At 27.7% G+C, this 24277-nt stretch carries 21 protein-coding genes; 18 read left to right on the top strand and 3 right to left on the bottom strand.

What is annotated here, in order from left to right; genetic code table 11:
* The first annotated feature begins 12 nt into the window (after window positions 1-12).
* Window positions 13-1449, top strand: a complete 1437-nt coding sequence (locus tag ACO5J6_RS02730; protein ID WP_485641905.1) for an aminoacyl-histidine dipeptidase — start codon at window positions 13-15, stop codon at window positions 1447-1449.
* 156 nt (window positions 1450-1605) lie between these two features.
* On the top strand, window positions 1606-2094 hold the full coding sequence (locus tag ACO5J6_RS02735) for a prolyl-tRNA synthetase associated domain-containing protein (RefSeq protein ID WP_485641907.1): 489 nt from the start codon (window positions 1606-1608) through the stop codon (window positions 2092-2094).
* A 93-nt stretch (window positions 2095-2187) separates the two neighbouring features.
* Here the strand turns inward: ACO5J6_RS02735 and ACO5J6_RS02740 are convergent, their stop codons facing one another.
* Complete coding sequence (locus ACO5J6_RS02740) at window positions 2188-3417, bottom strand: MFS transporter (protein WP_485642008.1); 1230 nt, start codon at window positions 3415-3417, stop codon at window positions 2188-2190.
* Between the two features lie 142 nt (window positions 3418-3559).
* Between ACO5J6_RS02740 and ACO5J6_RS02745 the strand changes: the two genes are divergently transcribed.
* From ACO5J6_RS02745 to ACO5J6_RS02765, 5 genes are all read left to right on the top strand, one after another.
* Window positions 3560-4558, top strand: a complete 999-nt coding sequence (locus ACO5J6_RS02745) for a Gfo/Idh/MocA family protein (protein WP_485641908.1) — start codon at window positions 3560-3562, stop codon at window positions 4556-4558.
* 87 nt (window positions 4559-4645) lie between these two features.
* A complete protein-coding gene (locus ACO5J6_RS02750) occupies window positions 4646-5206 on the top strand; it encodes a hypothetical protein (RefSeq protein ID WP_485641909.1) in 561 nt (186 codons plus the stop codon).
* Window positions 5207-5504: 298 nt separating this feature from the next.
* On the top strand, window positions 5505-6257 hold the full coding sequence (locus ACO5J6_RS02755; protein WP_485641911.1) for a tRNA threonylcarbamoyladenosine dehydratase: 753 nt from the start codon (window positions 5505-5507) through the stop codon (window positions 6255-6257).
* A 66-nt stretch (window positions 6258-6323) separates the two neighbouring features.
* A complete protein-coding gene (locus ACO5J6_RS02760; protein ID WP_485641912.1) occupies window positions 6324-7178 on the top strand; it encodes a hypothetical protein in 855 nt (284 codons plus the stop codon).
* 98 nt (window positions 7179-7276) lie between these two features.
* Window positions 7277-7681, top strand: a complete 405-nt coding sequence (locus ACO5J6_RS02765) for a pheromone cAD1 o protein (protein WP_485641913.1) — start codon at window positions 7277-7279, stop codon at window positions 7679-7681.
* Between the two features lie 241 nt (window positions 7682-7922).
* Here ACO5J6_RS02765 and ACO5J6_RS02770 read toward each other — a convergent pair whose 3' ends face one another.
* On the bottom strand, window positions 7923-8840 hold the full coding sequence (locus ACO5J6_RS02770) for a toxin-antitoxin system YwqK family antitoxin (protein WP_485641915.1): 918 nt from the start codon (window positions 8838-8840) through the stop codon (window positions 7923-7925).
* A gap of 180 nt (window positions 8841-9020) precedes the next feature.
* Here ACO5J6_RS02770 and ACO5J6_RS02775 point away from each other — a divergent pair, with 180 nt between their 5' ends.
* The 6 genes from ACO5J6_RS02775 (at window position 9021) to ACO5J6_RS02800 (ending at window position 15439) form a co-directional block, all read left to right on the top strand.
* Window positions 9021-9935, top strand: coding sequence for a hypothetical protein (locus ACO5J6_RS02775; RefSeq protein ID WP_485641917.1), 915 nt, complete (start codon window positions 9021-9023; stop codon window positions 9933-9935).
* Between the two features lie 58 nt (window positions 9936-9993).
* A complete protein-coding gene (locus ACO5J6_RS02780) occupies window positions 9994-11922 on the top strand; it encodes a tetratricopeptide repeat protein (protein ID WP_485641918.1) in 1929 nt (642 codons plus the stop codon).
* A gap of 21 nt (window positions 11923-11943) precedes the next feature.
* Window positions 11944-12498 (top strand): hypothetical protein, encoded by a 555-nt coding sequence (locus ACO5J6_RS02785; RefSeq protein WP_485641920.1) that lies wholly within the window; start codon window positions 11944-11946, stop codon window positions 12496-12498.
* Window position 12499: 1 nt separating this feature from the next.
* Complete coding sequence (locus ACO5J6_RS02790; RefSeq protein ID WP_485641922.1) at window positions 12500-13384, top strand: N-acetylmuramoyl-L-alanine amidase; 885 nt, start codon at window positions 12500-12502, stop codon at window positions 13382-13384.
* An 87-nt stretch (window positions 13385-13471) separates the two neighbouring features.
* A complete protein-coding gene (locus tag ACO5J6_RS02795; RefSeq protein ID WP_485641924.1) occupies window positions 13472-14674 on the top strand; it encodes a pyridoxal phosphate-dependent aminotransferase in 1203 nt (400 codons plus the stop codon).
* Between the two features lie 120 nt (window positions 14675-14794).
* Window positions 14795-15439: an epoxyqueuosine reductase QueH gene (locus ACO5J6_RS02800; RefSeq protein WP_485642010.1), complete on the top strand. Its 645-nt coding sequence runs from the start codon at window positions 14795-14797 to the stop codon at window positions 15437-15439.
* A gap of 312 nt (window positions 15440-15751) precedes the next feature.
* Here the strand turns inward: ACO5J6_RS02800 and mscL are convergent, their stop codons facing one another.
* Window positions 15752-16150 carry a large-conductance mechanosensitive channel protein MscL gene (gene mscL, locus ACO5J6_RS02805; RefSeq protein ID WP_485641925.1) on the bottom strand — a complete coding sequence of 133 codons (399 nt, stop codon included), beginning with the start codon at window positions 16148-16150 and terminating at the stop codon, window positions 15752-15754.
* Window positions 16151-16278: 128 nt separating this feature from the next.
* Between mscL and lepA the strand changes: the two genes are divergently transcribed.
* From lepA to ACO5J6_RS02830, 5 genes are all read left to right on the top strand, one after another.
* Window positions 16279-18075 (top strand): translation elongation factor 4, encoded by a 1797-nt coding sequence (gene lepA, locus ACO5J6_RS02810; protein WP_485641927.1) that lies wholly within the window; start codon window positions 16279-16281, stop codon window positions 18073-18075.
* A 43-nt stretch (window positions 18076-18118) separates the two neighbouring features.
* Window positions 18119-18706, top strand: a complete 588-nt coding sequence (locus ACO5J6_RS02815; protein ID WP_485641928.1) for a 3'-5' exonuclease — start codon at window positions 18119-18121, stop codon at window positions 18704-18706.
* Between the two features lie 137 nt (window positions 18707-18843).
* Window positions 18844-21936 carry a DUF3427 domain-containing protein gene (locus ACO5J6_RS02820; RefSeq protein ID WP_485641930.1) on the top strand — a complete coding sequence of 1031 codons (3093 nt, stop codon included), beginning with the start codon at window positions 18844-18846 and terminating at the stop codon, window positions 21934-21936.
* A 164-nt stretch (window positions 21937-22100) separates the two neighbouring features.
* Window positions 22101-22736 (top strand): trimeric intracellular cation channel family protein, encoded by a 636-nt coding sequence (locus ACO5J6_RS02825; RefSeq protein WP_485641932.1) that lies wholly within the window; start codon window positions 22101-22103, stop codon window positions 22734-22736.
* Window positions 22737-22936: 200 nt separating this feature from the next.
* Window positions 22937-23311 carry a helicase gene (locus ACO5J6_RS02830; RefSeq protein ID WP_485641934.1) on the top strand — a complete coding sequence of 125 codons (375 nt, stop codon included), beginning with the start codon at window positions 22937-22939 and terminating at the stop codon, window positions 23309-23311.
* Window positions 23312-24277: the final 966 nt, after the last annotated feature.

Raw genomic sequence — 24277 nt, forward strand, 5'->3', positions numbered from 1 at the left:
AGGTACGAAAATATGAGAAAATTGGAAAATATAAAACCTGAAAGAGTATTTTACTATTTTGAGGAAATATCAAAAATACCGAGAGATTCATACAAAGAAAAAGAAATTAGTGATTATCTCGTTAAATTTGGGAAAGAACATAATCTTGAATGTTATCAGGATGAAGTTTACAATGTGGTATTACGCAAAAAAGCGAGTGTAGGTTATGAAAATGCTCCCGGGATTATTTTACAGGGGCATATGGATATGGTATGCGAAAAAACGGAAGACAGCGATCACGACTTTACAAAAGACCCTATCGACCTCATAGTGGACCGAAATTATTTAAAGGCCAATAAAACCACACTGGGAGCAGATAATGGTATTGCAGTGGCGATGATGCTTGCTATTGCAGAAAACGACAAGCTTCAGCATGGTCCTTTGGAATTTTTGATTACCACTTCGGAAGAAATAGATTTAGGAGGAGCTATGGCTCTAAAACCTGGAGTATTAAAAGGAGAAATGCTTATTAATCTTGATTCTGAAGATGAAGGAATACTTACTGTAGGGTCAGCAGGAGGAGAAAATATTGATGTTTTATTACCTCTAAAAAGAACAAAAATGAAAAAAGAATTTGCATATAAGATAAAATTACAAGGATTTGCAGGAGGACATTCAGGTGCTGAAATTCATAAAGGCAGAGAAAATTCCAATAAGGCGATGAATAAAATTTTAAAAACTTTAAATGAAAAAGCCGATATATATATGGTATCTGTTTCAGGAGGAAGTAAGGATAATGCAATTCCAAGAGTTGCAGAAGCTGTGATTGCTTCATCTGAAAATATAAAAGAAACAATAGAAAAGGTCTTAAAAGAAGTAAAAGAGTTCTATATAAAAAAAGAGCCGCAAACGGAGTTATTTTTTGAGGAACTTTCACCTGTAAATGAAGTTATGGAAAAAGAAGTTCTTACAAAATATATCGGTCTAATTGATGAAATTCCTACGGGAGTGCACAGTTATATGAAAGAATATTCTGAAATAGTGGAATCTTCAGATAATCTTGCAATAGTTACTACAGAGGAAAATATTATAAGAATAGCTACATCTATGAGAAGTTCGGAGCCTCATGTATTAGATGAAATTAAAGAAAAAATAGTAAAAATTGCTGAAAAATATAATGCGGGTTATGAATTTTCCGCCAAATATCCTGAATGGAAATATCGACCGATATCAGCTTTGAGAGATAAAGCAGTAGAAGTCTGGAAAAAGCTGTTTGGAAAAGATATGAAAGTGGAAGTAATCCACGCAGGGCTGGAATGCGGTGCTATATATCACAATTATCCAAATATTGATTTTGTGAGTTTAGGCCCTGATATGAGAGATGTCCACACTCCTGAAGAATATCTTGATATTGCTTCTACAGGAAGAGTTTATGATTATGTAGTTGAACTGTTAAAAGCTTTGAAATAGTTTGAAATTTTATATTATTAATAAAGTATTATTTCAGTTAAATTATTTAGATTTAAGATAATAAATTTAAAAACTGTCAATGATAATTTTCATAAAAAGATTTTATTGGCAGTTTTTAAAAAATATATAATTAAAAGCTGAAAGCGGAGGTAAAAAATGAAAGAATGTGAAAAAGTTTATTCAGAGCTGAATAAATTAAATATTCCTTTTGAAATTATTGAACATCCCGCTGCAACAACTACCGAAGAAGCTGATAAATATGTAGAAGGTATCGAAGGAGTATTGAGTAAATCCCTTTTTCTTACAAATGACAAAAAAACAGCATATTACTTATTGATTATGGATGATAGAGATAAACTGGATATGAATAAATTTAAAGAAATTGTAGGTGCTAAAAGGATAAAATTCGGTTCTGAAAAAGATTTGTCCGAAAAAATGGGGTTACAACCGGGAGTTGTTTCAATTTTTGGACTTATAAATAATCACGAAAAAGATGTAAAACTATATCTGGATACCAAAATATTAAAAGAAAATAGAATAAGTTTTCATCCGAATGATAATACAAAGACAATATTTTTTTCAATTTCAGATATGTTGAAATTTTTAAAATCTATGGAATTTGAATATACTGTTGTGGAGATGTAAGGATAAAGGGTATGCAAATACTATTTTATTATGTAAAATTCGAATATTTTATTTAGAGAATATAAATAAATAAAAAAGCTGTTTTGATTTTTTTCAGGACAGCTTTTCTTTTTTCCCCATTTTCATAAATTCTTTATTAAAAAGTTTTGAAACTGCAAGTAATGAAAGTAAAACAGACGTTCCGCAAATCAGATATTTTATTTCTATTTTATCTGAAAGAGGACCGAAAAATAATATAGAAACGGGATATATAGATACTCTTATCATATTAATCATTGAAAAAACACGTCCCATCATTTCAGTATCAGTATTTTCCTGAATAAATGTTGTTTCGGCAGTATCACCTATTATAATAAATATTCCGCCTATAAACAAAGTGAATAACAGAGTTTTAAATTCAGTTATTGCACCGAACAGAAAAAAATCAATTCCTAAAATAAAATAGATAATAAGAAACAACCGGATTTTATTTTTTATATTTTTAGTGAATGAAACTATAAATCCTCCTGTAACCATACCTAAAGACCATACGATTTCAGTCATCGTCATTTTCCACAAATCATTTCCGAAAGTACGTTTAACAAGGAGAGGATATAAAAATGCAACGGGAGTAAATACAATATAAATAGCTATAAAAAATTTCAACATTTTATTTATAATAATATTATTTTTTACGTATTTTATTCCTACTATAAGTTGAGAAAATTCGCTTTCTTTTATTTCTTTTTTAACAATATTTTTGGGAAGTTTAAAAAAACTCATTATTCCTATACCGATTATAGCGGTGATAATATCAAACATCATGGCATAGATTATTCCGAAGCTTCCTAAAATTATTCCACCAATGGCAGGAGAAAGTAACGACACTATAGAATTTATTGTATTATTAATTCCGTTTATTTTCATTAATTTTTCTTCCGGTGTAATTTCAGGGATTACTGCTGAAATAGCAGGAGTTTGTATGCCACTTCCTGTAGAACGGACTACTGTTGCTGCGTAAATTATAATCAGTGATTTATTTCCTGCAAGAAAAAATAATACAATTAAAAAAGTTGCAAGGGCAATAAAGCTGTCAGAGAATATTATTATGAGTTTTTTATTATATTTGTCTGCCCAGACTCCTGCAAAAAGAGAAATCAAAATTTGGGGAATAAAAGTACAAAGAACCAGAACGGTAATAAAAGTTCCTGAGGAATATTTAAATGTTATGTACCATAATATAGCAAAATTAACTACTGATGAACCTAAAGTAGATATTGTCTGACTGAATAAAAACAGAAATACTTTATTTTTCCAGTTACTATTTTCTTTAATAATAAATATCCCTCCTTGCTACTATAAAAATTTATTTAATTATATCATAAGAAATATGATAATTAAAAGACATTTTGATAAATTTATGTTACAATTATATAAAAGAAAGTAATATAATAGAATAGGATATTAAAAAAAGGGTGTGAATTTTATGAGATTTGGAATAATAGGAACAAACTGGATAACCGATAAACTGATAGACGCAGGGAAAGATACGGAAGATTTTCAACTTACAGCAGTTTATTCAAGAAATGAAGATACAGCTAAAGCATTTGCGGATAAATATGGAGTAGAAAATACATTTACAGATTTGCAGAAAATGGCGGAAAGTGATAAGATTGATGCAGTATATATTGCTTCACCAAATTCCTTTCATAGTGAGCAGAGTATATTGTTTTTGAAAAATAAAAAAGCAGTTTTATGTGAAAAGCCTGCCACATCAAATTTAAGGGAACTTGAGGAAGTAATAAAGACAGCCGAAGAAAATAATACACTTTATATGGAAGCTATGAAAATTCCTTTTATTCCTACTTATAGTGCTTTAAAGGAAAATCTGCATAAAATAGGAAAAATTAGAAGAGTGGTAGCGGAATATTGTCAGCATTCATCCAGATATGAGGATTATAAAAAAGGGGATATAAAAAATGCTTTTAAACGTGAATTTTCCAATGGTTCATTAATGGATATAGGAATTTATCCGTTATTTTTCGTACTTTCATTATTTGATATACCTGAAAGTATTAACGCTACAGGATTAGTTCTTGAAAATGGAAAAGGAATTGACGGTCAGGGAATTATCAATATGAATTATAAAGATATGGATATAACTGTGTTTTTCTCAAAAATTTCAAATTCTTATGTTCCCAGTGAGATTATGGGAGAGGACGGTTCTTTTCTCATAGAACATATCTCTGAAATGGACAGGCTTTATTTTATAGACAGAAAAAATAATAATGAAAAAACCGATTTGACATTACCGAGAAAAGAAAACAGTATGTACTATGAATTAAAACATTTTATTGATTTATACAATGAAAGAAAAATAGAATCGCCTGTAAATAATTTTACTCTGATGAAAAAAGTTATGAAAATAATGGATGAAGCAAGGAAAAAAATAGGAGTTGTCTATCCTGCGGATAAAATAAAATAACATAAAAAATCAAATGATATTTAAAGATAAAAATAGTATAATTAAATCAGTATAATCAAAAACATTGGTTAATATATAGGAGGAAATATGAAAAAAACGATAATCTTAATAATGATAGCACTTTCAATAAACAGTTTTTCAGCACAGGTATTAAATAACAAAATTGCTTCTTTTTTGACAAATAAGGAAATTAAAAATCTCGTTTTCGGTCAGTACAACCTTGATACTGAAATAGCGGCAGTTTCCAAAATTAAGGGAACCGGAGCAGACTCCATTGAAAAAGCTGATAAAGATGCAAAAGCGGGTGTACAGACAGGTGCAAAGGATTATGCTTACGAGATTTTAAACGGATATTTAAACAGTTCGTTAGTAAGCGGACCGGGTTTCAATTCTTCAAAAATGAGAGAATTTGCAAATGAAATTGCAAAAGAAGTTTCTGTAAATGCTCGAAGAAAAGGTTCATGGTCTACAAGCAAAAATGAAACAGTTGTTCTTTATACTATTGACAAGGAAAGTATAAAATCTTCAGCAACAAGAATGTTTAACGAAAGACTGGGAGCAGTAATTCAAAAACTGAATGATTACAAAAATAATTTTGAACAGGGAGTTCCTGTTCAGACACAGACTATTGAAACAACGGAAGAATAAGATGTTACTTTTAATAAATTATAAAAATTAAAAAAAGAAATAATATAAAAGTTTTCCTGACAGTCAGATTTTTGAATAATATAATTATATTAAGGGAAATAACAGTCAATAGATAAATAAGAAAGGAGATTTTCTGTTTTTGAGAATATCTCCTTTTTTTAATAATTTTATGATATAATACGTTGGGTCAATTATTTTCCCCGATTATATTAAATTGAGTATATTAAAAAAGAATTTTTGAAATACTGGAAAAATATTTTTCCGATCAAATTTAAAAATCAAAAAAGAGGAGCATAAAATGAAACATCTGTTTTCACGTTTTTCAATGCTGGTTGGTGATAATGCAATAGAAAAATTAAAAAATTCAAATATAATAATTTTTGGAATAGGAGGTGTAGGTTCTTATACTGTAGAGGCTCTTGTGAGATCAGGAGTGGGAAATATAACTATAGTTGATTATGATGAGATTTCCGAGTCAAATATAAACAGGCAGCTCCATGCACTACATAGTACGGTAGGAATGTCCAAAGCGGAAATAATGAAAAAAAGAATTCTGGATATTAATCCTGAATGTAATGTTACTCTTATAAAAGAATTGGCATATAAAAATATTGAAAGATTTTTGGGAGGTAATCAGAAGTATAATTTTGTAGTAGATGCAGTAGATGTAATTTCTTCAAAAATTGAAATAGTGGAATATTGTTATAAAAATGATATAAATATTGTTTCTTCCATGGGATTTGGAAATAAAATGCATCCTGAAATGGTTGAAATTTCTACTATTGAAAATACGTCCGTATGCCCAATGGCAAGAACAATAAGAAGTATATTAAGAAAAAAAAATATAAGAAATATACCTGTAGTTTATTCAAAAGAAAAAGCGATTGTACCTGATAAGTCTGATAATTACTCTTTTGAAAAGCCTACAGAATTTAGAGAAAATAATGAATTACCAAGGAAAGTTACTCCCGGAAGTAATGCTTTTGTACCTGGAACGGCAGGACTTGTGATAGCTTCTTATGTAATAAGGAAATTACTTGAAATAGAATAGCTTGAAAATAACAAAGAATAATAAATTATTAAAATTGAGTTGTATGAGGTGATAAATTTGTTCAAAATGAATAAAGATAAAATAATAAGAATAATAGTAATTGTAGGGATTTTGCTATGTATATTGGGAATAATGAATAAAATATTTGAATTTACAATTTTTAATTTTTTCAAAAATATGACAAAGCCTTATTTGGAAAGAGCATATGAAGAGTCTAAAAAATTATTTATAACATTATCTCTTCTGAAAGGCACGACAGATGTGATAGAAGGAAGTACGGTAAATGTCAATGTAATATTAGGAATGAATATCCAGATAGGAGATTTGGTTCAGCCTATATATGATATAATAGATATACTCTGGAAAATATCTCTTGCGAGTGTTGTAGTTTTAAAATTGGAAACGATATATTACGAAATATTTAAAATGAAACTTGCTTCAATATTGATATTTATATCTTTAGTAACTTATTTGCCGTATACCTTTTCAAAAAATATGGTTACGGAAGCATTGAAAAAAATATCGAAATATACTTTATTAGGGCTAACGTTTATTTATATTTTATTGCCGGGAACTATATTACTTAGTTCCGCAATGTCAGATTATTTTGAAAAAGAATATAAAGAACCTGCCGTAGTAAGATTAAATCAAAGCTTGGATAAGTTGAATAAAGTAAAAGACGATTTATTTGTAATGGAACAATCAAAAAATATATTTAATATTCCCGGTCAGATAGAAAGTACAAAAAATAAATTTTCCAATCTCGGTCAGGAAATAAGCAACGTTTCAAAAGACTTGGCTGATTTTACTCCGGTAATAATAGGTATCACATTATTATCATATATAATAATGCCTTTATTACTTTTGATATTTCTTTATAAACTGACAAAATCTCTACTTTTGGAAAAATTATCTAAATAAAACTAAAAAAAGACTTGTATTTTAACGAAAAATATTATAAAATACAGATGAAGAAAAAAGGAAATTATTTTAATTTCGTTTTTAAAGGAGGGATAATAATGAAAAAAATAATATTATTATTGATGTTTTTAATGTCCATTATGACGTTTTCGGCATTAAAAGACGGAATATATTATGTTGAAAAAAATCATGACGGGAATTGGAAAGCATTTGCAAAATTGACAGTAAAAGGAAGTAGAATTATTGGTGTACAGTACGACAGAAAAAACAGCTCAGGGGAATTAATGACAGTAGATCAAAAGGAAAATGAAAAATATAAATCAAGATTTGGAGAAAGTTTCAGAGAAACAAGTTTTTCAATGACAAGAAGTCTGGTAAGCTCGCAGGATGTAAATTCTGTCGGCGGAGTTAAAGATTCAGGAGCATTATCGGAATTCAAACAATTAGTAAATTTCCTGATCAATAAAGCTAATGCAGGAGAACAGGGTAACTTTAAAATGTAGTTCAATTATTAAATAAAAAAATAAAACTTTCAGATTTTATAATAATTTCTGAAAGTTTTTTATATTTTATATAATTTTGTATATAATATTTTCGTTCTGTATAAATATTTCTATTGCATATGAATAGTAATATAATAGAAGTGTTCTTTATTTCTTTTGCAAACAAAATTATTTCATATATTATTTTATATTATGAGATATAGTTTTTTGGTAATATCATAAAATGAAATTGATTTTTTTATTAATAAATAACTTCTCCTGATGAAACAGGGTTTCCGTTTTTATCATAAAATACCCAGTCTCCTGCATTGGAATAATTTATAATTGATCCTTTTGCTTTTAATTTTCCGTTGTCATAATATTGAGTAAAATTTCCGTTTCCATTGGTTACTTGAAATACCCGTTCTTTATTTCCGTCAGGATAATAACCTGTAATATTTCCGTTGACTTTTCCATTTGAATAATTTTCTACAAGTTTCACAGTTCCGTCAGGATATTTCCATATCCATTCTCCATTTCTTAAATTATTTACATATTGACCTGTAGACCTTAAAGTTCCGTCAGGATAATAAGAAGTAGATAATCCGTTCAATATTCCATTAGTATAATTATTTTTCAGGGAAACGACACCATTTAAAACTATAAGCTCCTGTCCGTCTTTTTTATTATTTGTATAATTTGTAACGGATGTCAGAACACCGATAAGGTCAAATTCGTAGGAAAGCCCGTTTAGCAATCCATTTTTATAATTTTTAATTGATTTTGAAATACCGTCGGAATAAAATTCTATTTCTTCACCTGTTTGTACTCCCTGACTGTATTCAGATATTTTTGACAAATTTCCATTGTCATAGTAATAATATACTTTTCCGTCATAAAGCCCGTTCTTGAAGTTTTTGACAGATTTTATTTCAGAATTTTTATTATATTCTATCAGTTTTCCTGTGAATGGAGAAGCATTTTCTATAGTAGTAGCAAAATTATTTGAAACAGATACGGTATCTACTGTAGAATAAGCGGAATTCATAGCTTCCGTGTAAAGGGAAGAATATTCCTGAGATTTTTTCGGATTTACATTTATATTTTCTGCAAATGCCGAATAATTAAGTGCGATACATGAAAGTAATATTATCATTGATTTTTTTAGCATTTTTTTCATTTTTCTACCTCCAAAAATTATTATATCATTTTTTAAAAAAAATAAAAATTAAAATTTCATTTGAGTATTTAATGTAAACTCAAAATATGATATAATTTTATAAAAAGAAGAAAAAAGGAAAAAACGAATATACTTATCATATAATTTTAAAAAAATTTATACAAAACAAAGGAGAATAATATGGAAGAAATAAAAGAAAAATTATCAGAAAAGTATTTAAAAATGGAAGATCATTTTAATATTTCATTTGAAGTATTTAAAAAACTAATTTCGGAAAATAAATTGATTATTATAATTTATTTTTTATTATCTTTGTCTTATAATTATTTAATAATAGAAATGGGAAATATTTTTATTATAATGAATCAATCAAGATACTCATATATTCCTGAAGAAGTATTATGGTTAAGTCCTTTGATAATAGTAATCGCTTCTTTTATATATATAATAGGGATTATATTTATAAAAAAAACTGTTATGAAAGTGGAAAATAAAACTGATTTGAACTTTAAAGATATAATAATAAAATCTTTTAAATTATGGGTTGCATTTACACTGTTGTATTTAGCTTTTATTTTATTAATCGCACTTTTAGCAGGGTTTTCCGTTATTTTTTTACGTTCAGGTGGAGAAGCAGCTAAGATATTTTCCACAATCTTTCTTATTGTTATATTCCTGATTGCTATTTCCTGTATGATTTGGGTTACTTTATCCACACTGTATTTTTTTCCTCTATATTATTCAAGAAATGTGAAATTGAGAGAGGCTTTTGTCTATAACAGACACTTATGCAAAGGAAATAGGATGAAAATAATACTCCCCTGGATTGTGATCATTGTGTTCCAATTACTTATAGGTTTGTCTTTTGGATTTATGAATATGTTTACTTTTTCAACTGTATTTTTGTGGATATTGCTTGGTATCAGAATATTTATAGATATGATTTTCAATATTTACTGTGGAATATTATTTACTGTGATTTATTTAAATGTTGAATATATGGATTTAAAAGAGTATAATAATACTGATGATGACAATGATATTCAAAAACTTGAAACTAAAAATAATTTATTTGAAAATGATAAAGAAAATTGATAAAATATAATATAATGAGAAAGAAAAAATAGTCATATATAGTTATTTAGGAGGAAAGATGAGTATCTTCAATTTATTTAAACGTTCATCTGAAAAAAAAGAGCCAAAGCCTGAAGTTTCTGACCATTTATTAAATGAAAATCAGGAAATTTCATATCTTGATGAATTTGGAAAAGAACAGAAAATATCAAAAGCCGAATGGGTAAATCAGGTTTTAAAACCGTCCATTGAAAAAAATTGGGATGATGTTGAAGAGTTGTACTCAATTGTACTGGATTCTTTTTCAAAAAATGTTTATTATGAAGCTAAAGATGCCTGTCTTAGAATATATTCATTGGATAATAACAAAGAAAGAAAAACAAATATTTTAGGAATATATTATATAAAAAACAGGGAATACGATCAGGCGATAGATTTGTACAAAAAATATACATTTTATGAAAAACCGTCGGAAGCGATTTATTCCAATTATGCGAAAGTTCTTGAAAAAAAGGACAATCTTGAAGAAGCTGAAAAGCTTTATTTGAAAGCATTAAATTTAAATCCTAATTCAGCTAATGCTTTCAAAAAATATTTTGATATTATCAAAAAAAGAAATATTGCAGAGTATAATGCAAAATTGGAAGAATTTGCACATCTCGAGGATACATGGAGGGCTAAACTTACTCTCGCAGTAAAATGTTTTAAAAATGGAGAGCTTGAAAAAGGAAAAAAACTTTTGAATACTGCATTGAGAGAGTCAGAATATGATTCGGAAGTGATGTCCATTGCATCCGGAGTTTATGGTATGAATAACCTGTTCGAAGAATTTGAAAATGAAATTCTTCCTCATTTCAATCCTGAAAATCATGGAGCGTATACCGCAATAAATATACTGGAATATTATAAAAGAGCCGAAGATTTTGAAAAAGGTCTGGAATTATGTAAATTTACATCAAAATTTCCATGGTTTGAATTTTGTGATACTTTCATAAATTATGAAAAAATATTTTTAAATATGAAAATAAAATATGACAAGCAGAAATTGGAAGATGATTTTTATATTGAAAGAACCGAGGAAAGATTTTTTACAACTAATGTGCCTATTTGGTATTATGGATTTAATAATCCGACATGGTTGCTGAACAAGAAGAAAAGAGTTTCTCCCAATCTGCTTATTTTATCTTTTACATCCATAGGAGAATATGACAGGATTTCAAGAAATCTGGCTGTTTCCATACCTTTATATCTGAATGAAATATTACATTATAAAACAAATTTAAACTATCAACTGGCAATCGCTTATGAAGGTTACGATTTAAAAATTGCCAATAAAAGATACAGTACGGATTATATGAAACTGATAAAAAGTCAGAACCCTAATCTGAGTTATGTACTCTCGGGAAATGTAGTAAAGTCTGTTGATGAAAATAACGAGAAATTATATGAGACGGAAGTTTATCTATATGACTGTTCTAATGAAATGAAAATAAAACTGATAGATACTGCTTATAAAAAAGAAGAATTATATAAAATACAGAAAGATATTATAAATAAATTCAATAACTTTTTTGAATGTATGGATAAAGATTTTGAAATTACTGAAACGAATTCCGAAAATTTGATGCTTTATTCTCCAAAAGTAAAATTTCTGTTAGGAAACTCTGAATATAAGGAATATCAGTCATGGAAATACAAAAAATTATTATTTGAACAAATAAAAGTTGTATTGGATGATAAAGAAAATGAATTTAAAAAAGTTAATTTAGTTGCTCTTTTGTATGAAATAGGAAAAACTAACAGTCAGCTTTTAAAATGTCAAAAACCGTCTATATATAATATGATTTCAAGGGACGTATTTAAATCGAAAGTATCAAGATTATTAGTACCTATTATTTTCAACGTATATAATGACGAAGTTAACTATGATACATATATGGAAACTTTAAATGAGGAAAATCCTATGTATATAGACTGGGTAAATAGATTTTTGGATTATGTGGATTAGGAAAAAGTAAAGAGGTGATTTATGAAGAGTGTAATTAATAAACCGATGATGATATTTGCATTTTTATGTTATTTTTTGTCCAATTTACTATTTTACAAAACAGTGAATAAAGATTATGCAAATATAGTTCTTCTTTTTTCAACGGTTATATTATTTGTGTTCGAGGTTTTATTTTGGGGGATTATATTTCAATCTATAAGTGATAATAATCTTTCCGAAAGAAAACAGTCAGTTGAAATGTTTTTTCTGACAGGACTTATTGGATGTGGATTGAGTCGGATTTTTCTGACAAGTTCTCCTTACGTAAATGATTTGCTGAACAGCAATATAGTAATTGAATATTTATTTGGAGTTATAAGACTTGTATTTATTTTTTCATCGATTATGAATATATTTTATTTGTTTGATACAAAAAATATATTCCTGATTATAATATCTCTACTTAATATTGTAACTGTAATTTTAATATGGGTAGATTTTGATTCCGGCATAAACGGGATTATAAAAATGATAATGGCTATATTGGCTTTAGTCTATATAATGGCAGTTAAGAATAAAATTCCGAAGGAGGCGTAAAATGCAAAAAAGAGTAAAAAAACTATTATTTTTATGTTTAGTATTCTGTTTATCAAATGCGGGCTATTCTCATAATAAAGATGTATCAAAAAATATTCAAAAACCTCCCGCAGAAACAAAAACCGCAAAAAAAGAAATAATAAAAAATGATGCGGGAAAAATAACTTTGGATAAGGAATACAGGTCAAAAGGATACAATAATAGAGAAAGATTTATAATAGTTCATTATACAGCATTAAACAGAGATCGTTCCCTTGAGGTTTTGACAACTCAGGAAGTTAGCTCTCATTTTTTAATATCCGATGTGGAAACAGATCCTGTTTATGCGTTGGTTGATGAAGATAGAAGAGCATGGCATGCAGGAGTTAGTGAATGGAAAACTTCTAAAAATCTCAATGACAGTTCGATAGGTATAGAAATAGTAAATCCCGGATATATAAAAGTAGATGAATTTGTTCCTTATAAAGATTTTCAAATCAAAAATCTGGCAGTATTATTGAAGTATTTATCTGAAAAGTATGAAATACCTCCTACAAATATTTTAGGCCATTCGGATATTGCACCCCAAAGAAAGCAGGACCCAGGTCCGCTTTTACCGTGGAAAATGCTGTATACGGAATATAATCTTGGAATGTGGTATGATGAAGCTGTAAAAGAAGATTTTAAAAATCAATATATACAAACTTTTTCAACATTGCCTGTTTCCGAGATACAGAAAGAACTGAAAAAATTTGGATATGCTATTGATATAACTAATCAATGGGATAAACAGACACAGAATGTAATAAAGGCTTTCCAGTATCATTTCAGACCTGAGTTATTTGACGGAAAAATGGATTTGGAAACTTATTCAATATTAAAAGCATTAAACGAAAAATATAAATAATTAGAAAATATAGATGATTAGAAATTATAAATAATTGAGAGATAAAATAATAAAATTAAAGATATTACAGAAAGGATTTAACAAAAAATGGAATTTTCGGAAAGAGTTTTAAATATGCAATATTCGCCAATAAGAAAATTGGTTCCGTATGCAGATACAGCTAAAAAAAATGGAGTAAGAGTTTATGAATTGCATATAGGTCAGCCTGATGTACAGACGCCTGACACGTTTTTTGACGGACTGCATAATTATAAGGAGAAGATAGTAAAATATGCAAATTCTGCAGGACTTGCAGAACTTCTAAATTCATTTTCAAAATCTTATATAGCGTCAGGGATGAATATTTTTCCCGGGGATATGCTTATAACTAACGGTGGAAGTGAGGCTATTCAGATAACTTTACAAACTATATGTAATCCGGGAGATGAAGTCTTAGTACCTGAACCTTATTATTCCAATTATGACAGTTTTTTAAAGGCTGCCGGTGCGGTACTAATACCTATTAAAACAACTATTCAAAATAATTATCATTTACCTGAAAAAGAAGAAATAGTAAAGCTTATTACACCGAAAACAAAGGCGATAATGTTTTCAAATCCGAGTAATCCGACAGGAATTGTATTTACTCATAAAGAAATGGATATTATAAAAGAAATTGCTCTGGAACACGATCTTTATATAATTACTGACGAGGTATACAGACAGTTCATATATGACGATGATATTGAATACAGGTCATTTATGACAGTACCCGAAGTCAGCGACAGAACAATACTCATTGACAGTATTTCCAAACATTACAGTGCATGTGGAGCAAGAATAGGAGTTGTTGCTTCAAAAAATAAAGAGTTTATAGCACAGGCCCTGAAATTATGTCAGGCAAGACTTGCAGTTTCCACAATTGAACAGTTTGCAAGTACGAATTTAATAAATACACTGGATACATATATTGATAATGTGAGACTTGAATATAAAGTAAGAAGAGATTTGATGTATAATCATTTAAGAGATATGCCTGGAGTAATTTCATTTAAGCCTGACAGTGCATTTTATATATTTGCAGAACTTCCTGTTGACGATATAGAAAAGTTTGTATTATGGTTACTTACAGAATACAGATATAAAAATCAAACATTGATGTTTGCACCGGGACCCGGATTTTATTCAGGAAAAGATAAAGGAATGAAAGAAGCAAGATTTTCTTTCTGTACTCATAATTTGACTGAAATAGAAAATGGAATGAAAATATTGAAAAAAGCTTTGGAAGAGTATAACAGTATTAACAGATAATATCATTAAAATATTAACTTTATGTATCCTTGAAATGTTTAAAAGAGGATATATTGATATAATAAAGGAGTATAATTGTTAGAAGAAGATATAAAAGACGCGAAAGATATTTTAAACAGAATGAATCCAAATCAGAAAATCAATTATCATACAGTATTGACAAAACTTATAACTGATTGGAAAAACAAGAATTTAAGACCCAAAATTTTACTTCATAGCTGTTGTGCTCCATGTAGTACATATACGCTGGAATTTTTGACGGAGTTTGCAGATGTAGCTATATTATTTGCAAATTCCAATATACATCCTGAAGCGGAATATAGAAAAAGAGCTTTAGTCCAAAAAGAATTTATAGAAAAATTTAATGCAAAAACAGGCAATAATGTCAGATTTATAGAGGATGAATACAAACCTGTAGATTTTTATAAAAAAGTAAAAGGACTTGAAAGGGAAAAAGAGGGCGGTGCAAGATGTACTGTCTGTTTTCAGATGCGTCTTGACATAGTTGCAGGAAAAGCACAGGAATTGGGATATGATTATTTTGGGAGTGCATTGACGTTAAGCCCTCATAAAAATAGCGAACTTATAAATCATATAGGACTTGAAATTCAGGAAATTTTTGATGTAAAATATTTGCCATCAGATTTCAAAAAAAATAATGGATACAGTCGTTCGGTAGAAATGTGCAAGGAATATGATGTTTATAGGCAATGTTACTGCGGATGCATATTTGCTGCACTGGAACAGGGGATAAAATTTGAATAAATTATTTTAGAAAAAATTACATATAAAAAAGAGGCTGTCTTATAAGGTAAATAAAATTACTAAATTATAAATTTTATATATTTTACTATTTATATAAAATCAATAAAAATAATGTATTTTGATTTTTAAAAATATACAATATCTATATTAGTAAAATTATTTTGGGCTTATAAGACACCCTCTTTTTTTTATTAGTTTTAATTTTTTAGAATATATTTTATATTAAGTAAAAATATTTCATCTCCCGAAACACTTAGATTATAAAAACAAAATATTCGGGAAACCAATTTTGAATTTATTTATATTCTGAATTTATTTATTTTTTAGTATATCTCTTATTTCAGTTAATAATGTTTCTTCTTTTGTAGGAATTTCTTCAATAATTTCTTCTACTTTTTTAGCGGGTTTTCTTAATTTATTGACAGCTTTTACCATTAAGAAAATAACAAAAGCCATTATTAAGAAATTAACAACATTTTGAATAAAGCTGCCATATAACACAGCCACTTCAGGTTTATCACCTTCAGCAGGAGTAATAACAAGTTTGAGAGCTGTAAAATTGATTTTTCCCAATATAATTCCTAAAATAGGCATAATCATATCATCAACTAATGAAGTTACTATTTTACCGAATGCACCTCCTATAATAACTCCAACCGCCAAATCCATAACATTCCCTTTGGAAATAAATTCTTTAAATTCTTTAAACATTAAATTTCTCCTCTCACTGATTTTAAGTATTATAAAGGATTTTTCCAAAAAAAGCAACTTGAAATATATCGTTACTTATTATATAATATTTAGTAAAGCAAATAGTTAAAATCAAAGGAGTATTTTGAATGCTGAATCAAAAAAATAAACGTAATTTTTCTATAATAGCACATATAGATCATGGGAAATCAACGATTGCCGATAGACTGCTGGAAGTAACAGGTACGGTTACTCAACGAGAGATGAAAGACCAGTTGCTTGACAGTATGGATCTGGAGCGTGAAAAAGGAATAACGATAAAAGCTCAAGCGGTAACTCTTAATTATAAATCAAAAAATGGCGAAATATATGAATTAAATTTGATAGATACACCGGGACACGTGGATTTTATTTATGAAGTTTCAAGGTCTTTAGCTGCATGTGACGGAGCTTTGTTAGTCGTGGATGCTGCTCAGGGAATAGAAGCACAAACGCTGGCAAATGTCTATCTTGCTCTTGAAAATGATTTGGAAATATTGCCTGTTATAAATAAGATTGATTTGCCGTCTGCCGATCCTGATAAAGTAAAATTGGAAATAGAAGATGTTATAGGTCTTCCTTCGGATAATGCAGTCCTTGTATCGGGAAAGACGGGTATCGGAATAGAAGATTTATTGGAGGCAATAATACAATATATTCCTGAACCTAAAGGTAATATTGATAGCCCCTTGAAGGCTTTGATATTTGATTCACATTATGATGATTTTAGAGGAGTAATTACATATATAAGAATAGTCGAAGGAAAAATTTCCAAAGGGGATAAAATCAAAATTATGTCCACAGAAAAAGAATTTGATGTACTCGAAATAGGGATTTTTTCTCCTAAAATGAAAGAAACGGAAGAACTCGCTGTAGGTTCTGTAGGCTATATAATTACAGGGATAAAGTCCATAAAAGATACCCAGGTAGGAGATACTATAACGCATGTTAAAAACCCTACGAATATACCTCTTGCAGGATATAGACCCGCACTAAGTATGGTATTTGCGGGAGTTTATCCTATATCTACCGATGATTATGAAGATTTGCGGGAAGCCCTTGAAAAATTACAACTGAATGACGCTTCATTGACTTATACACCTGAAACGTCATTGGCATTGGGATTTGGTTTCAGATGTGGATTTTTAGGACTGCTTCATATGGAAATTATAGTAGAAAGACTAAGAAGAGAATTTAACATTGACCTTATATCTACAGCACCGTCAGTCCAGTATCATGTTACTCCTGAAGTCGGTGATATGCTCATAATAGACAATCCTGCAGAATTTCCGGCAGGAAAAAAATATATAGAAGAACCTTATGTCAAGGGTACTATAATAGTGCCAAAGGACTATGTAGGAAATGTTATGGAACTGTGTCAGGAAAAAAGAGGTATATTTCTCAATATGAACTATCTGGATGATACGCGTACAATGATTAGCTATGATTTGCCTCTGGCTGAAATAGTAATAGATTTTTATGATAAATTGAAATCCAGAACTAAAGGTTATGCTTCTTTTGAATATGAAATGATAGGCTATAAGGAATCGGACCTTGTAAAAGTCGATATTCTTGTCAGCGGTAATCCTGTAGATGCCTTTTCTTTTATAGCTCATAGGGATAATGCCTATTACAGAGGAAGAGCTATCGTAGAAAAACTGAAAGATGTAATTCCGAGACAGCAGTTTGAAATACCTTTACAGGCAGCACTCGGCACAAAGATAATAGCAAGAGAAACAATAAAAGCTCTTAGAAAAAACGTATTAGCTAAATGTTACGGAGGAGATATAACACGTAAGAAAAAACTGTTGGAGAAACAAAAAGAGGGGAAAAAACGTATGAAGGCTATTGGGAATGTTGAAATACCGCAGGAAGCATTTTTATCAGTATTGAAATTAAATGATTAAAATAGCTGAATACGATAAATTTATTAAAAAATAGAGGTTTGCTATGAAAAAGAATATAATATTTTTTGATGTTGAAACGAATGGAAAAATAGGAAGTTCTGTTTTATCAATGTCAGCAATAAAAGTAAGTTATGACTTTGAAAAGAACAGTTGGGAAAAAGTTTCCGAATACGATAGATTTTATTTTAGAAATGAAGGTGAAGCAATAGATTTCGGGGCAATAAATGTAAACGGTCTGACCGATGATGTGATTGCCGAGAAAAGGAAAAACACGGATTATCCGTCTACATTTAAGGAAGATATGGATTCATTTTATTTATATTGTCAGGATACAAAACATTTTGTTGCTCATAATATAAAGTTTGACAGGAGCTTTATTCCTTTTCCTTTGAAAAATCAGTTTGATACTATGACAGAAAATATTGATATAGTAAGGGTAGGATTGAATGAATATGGTTCGTATAAATGGCCTAAATTAATGGAATGTGCTAAATTTTATAATGTGCCTATAAATGAAAATCAGTTACACGAGAGTTTGTATGATGTGCTGATTACTTTCAGAGTATTTTATAAAATGTCCAAAAATCCGTTTGGAAAACCGAGAATAAGCGGATTTCTGAATAAAGAATAATAATCAGGATATTTTATTCTATAATCATTTTTATGACTAATATAAATTCGATATCTTGGCGTGTGTATAATTTTAAAGTTTAAGCTATAAATAATCTATTGAATAAAATAATAAATTCATAAATTTGGAGTGAGTAAATGGGAATTTTACTTGAAAAAGGTAATAAAAATGGAAAAATCATAAATATGGATAATTATTCTGAAATTTTAAAATTTGAAATTTCAGAATATTTTTCCAATAATATTTCTTCGTTTATTGAGAAAAATGATTATCAGAATGTTCTGGAATATATTGAAAATCAGATAGGAAAAAAACTGGAAATCCCTCTCAGAATAGATGAAAACATTATTCCGAACGATAAGTTGAATACCCTTATTATCAATGAAAAAGCTAAATTTATGAATTTTTTTGTTTATTTGAAAAAAGAGCTTTTAAGCTGCAAAAAATTTTATTTTATAGTGAGTTTTATAAAATATTCGGGAATTCAGCTGCTTATAAGTATTTTTGATGAGCTTGAAGAAAAAGGGATAAAAGGAGAGATAATTACATCCGTATATTTAAACATAACAGATCCTAAAGCTCTGAAAAAACTGTTATCCTATAAAAATATAAAAGTAAGAATTTATAATAATTCCAATGAGAGTTTTCATACAAAAGCTTATCTTTTTCAAAAAGAAAAATATCATACATGTATAATAGGCTCTTCAAATATAAGTCAGAGTGCTTTATATTCTGCTGAAGAATGGAATGTAAAGCTGACAGACAGTAATTTCCTTGATATTTATAATAAATCTTTAGAACAGTTCGAAAAACTGTGGAACAGTAATGAAGCAATTGAATTGACAGAAGATTTTATTCAGAAATATGAGAAATATAAGGATAAAAATAGTCTCATAAATACATTTGATTATAAAAAAATACAGACTGAAAAAAGAAATTTTGAACCTAACAGTATGCAGAAAGAAATTCTTGAAAAACTTAGAGATACAAGGGATGCAGGATATAAAAAAGGACTTGTAGTGGCAGCCACAGGAACGGGAAAAACATATCTGGCGGCAATGGATATAAAATATTTTTTCAAAAGCAAAAACATTATCGGACGAAATTTTCTTTTTATCGCTCATAGAGAAGAATTACTTGAAAATGCTGCAAAAGTTTTTTCAAATATATTGGGTATAACTGAAAATGATTTCGGAAAAATATATAATGGAAAAAAAGAAATAGAATTTGATATGATATTTGCTTCAATCCAGTCTCTTAGAAATTGTTATAAAGATTTTGATAATAATAGATTTGATTATATAATAATTGATGAGTTTCATCATGCAAGTGCAGACAGCTATAAAAAAATAATAGATTATTTTAATCCTGAATTTCTTTTAGGACTTACAGCAACTCCTGAAAGAATGGATGGAAAAGATATATTGGCTCTTTGTGATTATAATTTAGTCGGGGAAATTGGACTAAAAAAAGCTATGGAAAAAGATTTGATAGTTCCTTTTCATTATTTCGGAGTCAATGATAACACCATTAATTATGATGAAATTCCATATAAAAACGGTGTTTATGATGACAAAATTCTTTTGAAAAAACTGTCGCAGCCAATAAGAACAAATTATATAACGGATAAAATTAAAAAATTTGGATATGACGGAAAAATATTAAGTGCTGTTGCATTCTGTCAGAATATTGAACATGCATTATATATGAAAAAAGAATTTAACAAAAAAGGATATATTTCTGAAACAGTAACTGCAAAAACAAGTAAGACCGAACGGTCTAACATTCTAAATGATTTTAAAAATAAAAAGATTAATATTTTATGTGTTGTAGATATTTTAAATGAAGGAATTGATATTCCTGATATAAATCTTCTTTTATTCTTAAGACCGACATTATCATCTACAATTTTTATACAACAGATAGGCAGAGGATTGAGAAAATCAAAAACCAAAGATTTTGTTACTATAATAGATTTTATTGGAAATCATAAAAAGGATTATTTGATTACTAAAGTTTTTTCTGAAGAAATACATAATAAAAATTATTTATATGACAAAAAAGAAAAGATAATAGATGAGATTAGAAATCAGTTTTCAAATATTCCCGGAGGCTCTTATATTGAGCTTGATAGAATATGTCAGGAAAGAATTATAAATAAGATTGAAAAAATTAACTTTAATTCCAAAAATATATTGAAAGAGTTGTATTTAGAATATAAAAACGAAATAGGGAAATCTGAAAATGAAATTTTATGTGTTTCAGATTTTAATTCAAATATAAAGCTGTTTATTGAACTGACTTTAAAGGCAGGTTCTTTTTATGAGGCTCAAATTCAGTTTGAAAATAGTAATTTTCAAAAAAATTATGAGCTTGAAATATTGGAAAACGAATTTTTGACTTATATGGAAAGAAAATTAACTTTAAACGAACCTTTTACTTACTTGATTATAAAAATCTTCTTAGAACGTAAATTTAAAGGTCAAAATTTAAATAAAAAAATTATAAATTATATAACTAATGAAAACATTCTGGAAGAATATAAAAAATATTTTTATATAAAATCTGAATTTAAAAAAGAATATGTCATAAATAGAATTTTTAAAGAAATGTCCGAAGATAATATATTGGAAAATACACTATACGGTTATCAAATTTCAAAAAAATATGAAAAACTGTTTTCGGAATTTTTCCCGGAATTTGATAAAAGACTTAATCAGCTCCTTATATTAGGATTAAACGAATTCAGAAAAAATAATCTTGAGGAATTTAATAACAATATACTTATTACACATAAAGAATATATGAGAACAGATTTGCAGATACTTCTTGATTCTAAAGTTCCTAAAGGAACATGGCGTGCGGGCTATGCCAATACTGACAAAGATATATGTCTTTTTATCACCAATGATAAGTCGCATATTACTCAGGAAAATTTGAAATATGATAATTCACTGCATGCTGACGATATTATTCAATGGATAAGTCAGCCTAAAACTTTTCATGAATCAAGTGTAGGTCAGATGTTTATAAAACATAAGGAAAAAGGGATAAAAGTTCATATATTTATAAGAAAATATGCTTTTATGAACGGAAATAAAACAAATCCGTTTATATATCTTGGGAATGCTGATTATTATAAAAGTTATGGCGATAAACCGATGATTATTTTGTGGAAATTGAAAGTAAAAATACCACAGGAACTGATATATGACTTATATGAAATTTAATAAATGATGATAAATTTAAATTTCCAAATTTTAAATACTAAATCAGAATATTCTTTTAAAAAGTGAAAAATAGAAAACAGAAAGGAGAAAGGAATTTAACTGAAGTTTATTCTCATATTCTTTATTTAAAATCCTAAAAAAAATTGAAATTTGATATATTCCTAATGATTTGTAATTATATCGGAACAATAGCTTTTGCAGCTTCAGGAGTAATGAAAGGGATAAAACATAAACTCGATATATTTGGAGTTGCATTACTTGCTATAATTACTGCATCCGGAGGAGGAATTTTGAGAGATGTACTTGTAAATCAGATACCTGATGCACTGACAAATCCTGAAGGACTATATATCTCGATTATAGCCTCAGGTATAATATATAAATTTATGAAAAAAATAAAAAATACTACAAAAATAACATGGCACAGAAAAATAAAATTATATAAAATACTCATAACATCAAATCTGGTGTTTGACTCAATAGGGTTAGCTGCTTTTACACTAATCGGAGCAAATAAAAGTATAAGTCTGGGATTAAACATAATGACCACAGCAACTTTGGCAACATTAACAGGGGTAGGCGGAGGAATAATTAGAGATCTGCTCGTTACTGAAACTCCAATTGTATTGAAAGAAGATATATATGCGGTTCTATCATTTGTTGGAGGAGTAGTATGCCATATATTTATAGTGGAATTTAAATTTCTAAAAACGCCGACTATGTTAGCAATGTTTATTATAATATTAGTAATTAGATTATTGATAATAAAATATAAAATAAATCTGCCAAAAACTGAATAAAATAAAAGAAAGTCTAATTTGAGAGTTATCTTTATAATTTTATTATTTCTTTAAAAATTATAGAAAAAAAAATAAAATAAAAGACGAAATAAATCAGATAAAATTTACTAAAAAATATAAGCATATAAAATTTTTAAAAATATTATCGGACAATTATATATTTAACTGAAATTTTAAAATTATATTTGGAGAATAAAGAATTGATAGATAAAATTAGATATACAAAAACAGGAAAAAAAATAGAAATATATGAATTTTATGCAAAATTACATCAAAAAGTTGTACTTCAGAAAAATCAATATGAAGAGCATATCTTAAAAAAGCATTCTGATATTGATCTCGAAATTATTGAAATGGCCTTAATAAACCCTGATTATGTGACCAAACGGTCTAAATCAAAAAAGGAGCATTTTTATCAAAAAAAAATTGGAGATAAAATTTATTTTGTTGTTGTCTCAAGTCAAAAAAATATTCGGCATACAAGATTTATTTTAACTGCATTTTCTATAGATGATAAAGAGTTTTTGAAACAAAAAAATATTTATTATAAGTATATAAATAATAATGATGAATGAGAATAAAAAATAAAAAATAATAATAAATAAAATGAATGATAAAATGATATATACTATAAAAAGAAAATCTTATAAATTTATGTTTTAAGAATATTTTTATGAAATATTTGATATAGTGATATAAATTTTATTATTTTTGTTTTTTATTTTTAAGTCCGATAATATATGTTATGTATAATTTATGATATAAAAAGCACTTCTTCAAGTTATATTTTTAAGAAAAAATGGATATAAATCAATTTTGATAGGCAAAATTATATATGAATATTATTAAATTATTTGTTCTCCTATTTTTTTCTTTTATTTCTAATAACTTCTAAATTCCTAAAATTGATAATCTAATAATCTAAAAACCGCATTTATTATAAAATATTATACTGTGCTATAAAATTATGGAATATAATAACCTCTTAAATATTCCATACTATATAATTACATATTTTTCAGCTTCAACAATCCATTATTTGTATCTTTTCTACTAAAATACTATCAAATTTCAAATATAAAATAAATATCATCCAAAGTGGAAACTAATTGTAAAACGATATACTTATATTGACCAAAAGCAATATACTTTTTTCTTCATAAACTCCTTTTAAGAACCCCTTCGGGGTTCTTTTTTTGTATTTGTAGATATGATTTTTGTACCTATTCTTTGATATATAGAGTTTGTAGTATTTCTCATTTTTTTATTGAAGAAAAAAATTAAGATAAGAGATAATATTTAATACTCTACTTTATCTGTCAAATGTTAAATATAACTACAGATAATTTATTTTGTTTGCTTTTATTAGATCGTATCATAATTTCAAAATATTGAATAATCTGATTATAAAATCCCAAATAATAATAAATAATATTTTATGTGAATAATATATTTTATAAGCTTTTATATTGTTATAAATTATACTTTATGTTATAATAACACTTGTTATACATTTTTATATAATAAATTTTAGGAGGTTT

It is taken from the genome of Pseudoleptotrichia sp., assembly GCF_057270515.1.

Bases quoted from the DNA above. Each gene is read 5' to 3' on its own strand.
- ACO5J6_RS02730 (WP_485641905.1), top strand. From the start codon at position 13: ATGAGAAAATTGGAAAATATAAAACCTGAAAGAGTATTTTACTATTTT.
- ACO5J6_RS02735 (WP_485641907.1), top strand. From the start codon at position 1,606: ATGAAAGAATGTGAAAAAGTTTATTCAGAGCTGAATAAATTAAATATT.
- ACO5J6_RS02745 (WP_485641908.1), top strand. From the start codon at position 3,560: ATGAGATTTGGAATAATAGGAACAAACTGGATAACCGATAAACTGATA.
- ACO5J6_RS02750 (WP_485641909.1), top strand. From the start codon at position 4,646: ATGAAAAAAACGATAATCTTAATAATGATAGCACTTTCAATAAACAGT.
- ACO5J6_RS02755 (WP_485641911.1), top strand. From the start codon at position 5,505: ATGAAACATCTGTTTTCACGTTTTTCAATGCTGGTTGGTGATAATGCA.
- ACO5J6_RS02760 (WP_485641912.1), top strand. From the start codon at position 6,324: ATGAATAAAGATAAAATAATAAGAATAATAGTAATTGTAGGGATTTTG.
- ACO5J6_RS02765 (WP_485641913.1), top strand. From the start codon at position 7,277: ATGAAAAAAATAATATTATTATTGATGTTTTTAATGTCCATTATGACG.
- ACO5J6_RS02770 (WP_485641915.1), bottom strand. From the start codon at position 8,840: ATGAAAAAAATGCTAAAAAAATCAATGATAATATTACTTTCATGTATC.
- ACO5J6_RS02775 (WP_485641917.1), top strand. From the start codon at position 9,021: ATGGAAGAAATAAAAGAAAAATTATCAGAAAAGTATTTAAAAATGGAA.
- ACO5J6_RS02780 (WP_485641918.1), top strand. From the start codon at position 9,994: ATGAGTATCTTCAATTTATTTAAACGTTCATCTGAAAAAAAAGAGCCA.
- ACO5J6_RS02785 (WP_485641920.1), top strand. From the start codon at position 11,944: ATGAAGAGTGTAATTAATAAACCGATGATGATATTTGCATTTTTATGT.
- ACO5J6_RS02790 (WP_485641922.1), top strand. From the start codon at position 12,500: ATGCAAAAAAGAGTAAAAAAACTATTATTTTTATGTTTAGTATTCTGT.
- ACO5J6_RS02795 (WP_485641924.1), top strand. From the start codon at position 13,472: ATGGAATTTTCGGAAAGAGTTTTAAATATGCAATATTCGCCAATAAGA.
- ACO5J6_RS02800 (WP_485642010.1), top strand. From the start codon at position 14,795: ATGAATCCAAATCAGAAAATCAATTATCATACAGTATTGACAAAACTT.
- mscL (WP_485641925.1), bottom strand. From the start codon at position 16,150: ATGTTTAAAGAATTTAAAGAATTTATTTCCAAAGGGAATGTTATGGAT.
- lepA (WP_485641927.1), top strand. From the start codon at position 16,279: ATGCTGAATCAAAAAAATAAACGTAATTTTTCTATAATAGCACATATA.
- ACO5J6_RS02815 (WP_485641928.1), top strand. From the start codon at position 18,119: ATGAAAAAGAATATAATATTTTTTGATGTTGAAACGAATGGAAAAATA.
- ACO5J6_RS02820 (WP_485641930.1), top strand. From the start codon at position 18,844: ATGGGAATTTTACTTGAAAAAGGTAATAAAAATGGAAAAATCATAAAT.
- ACO5J6_RS02825 (WP_485641932.1), top strand. From the start codon at position 22,101: ATGATTTGTAATTATATCGGAACAATAGCTTTTGCAGCTTCAGGAGTA.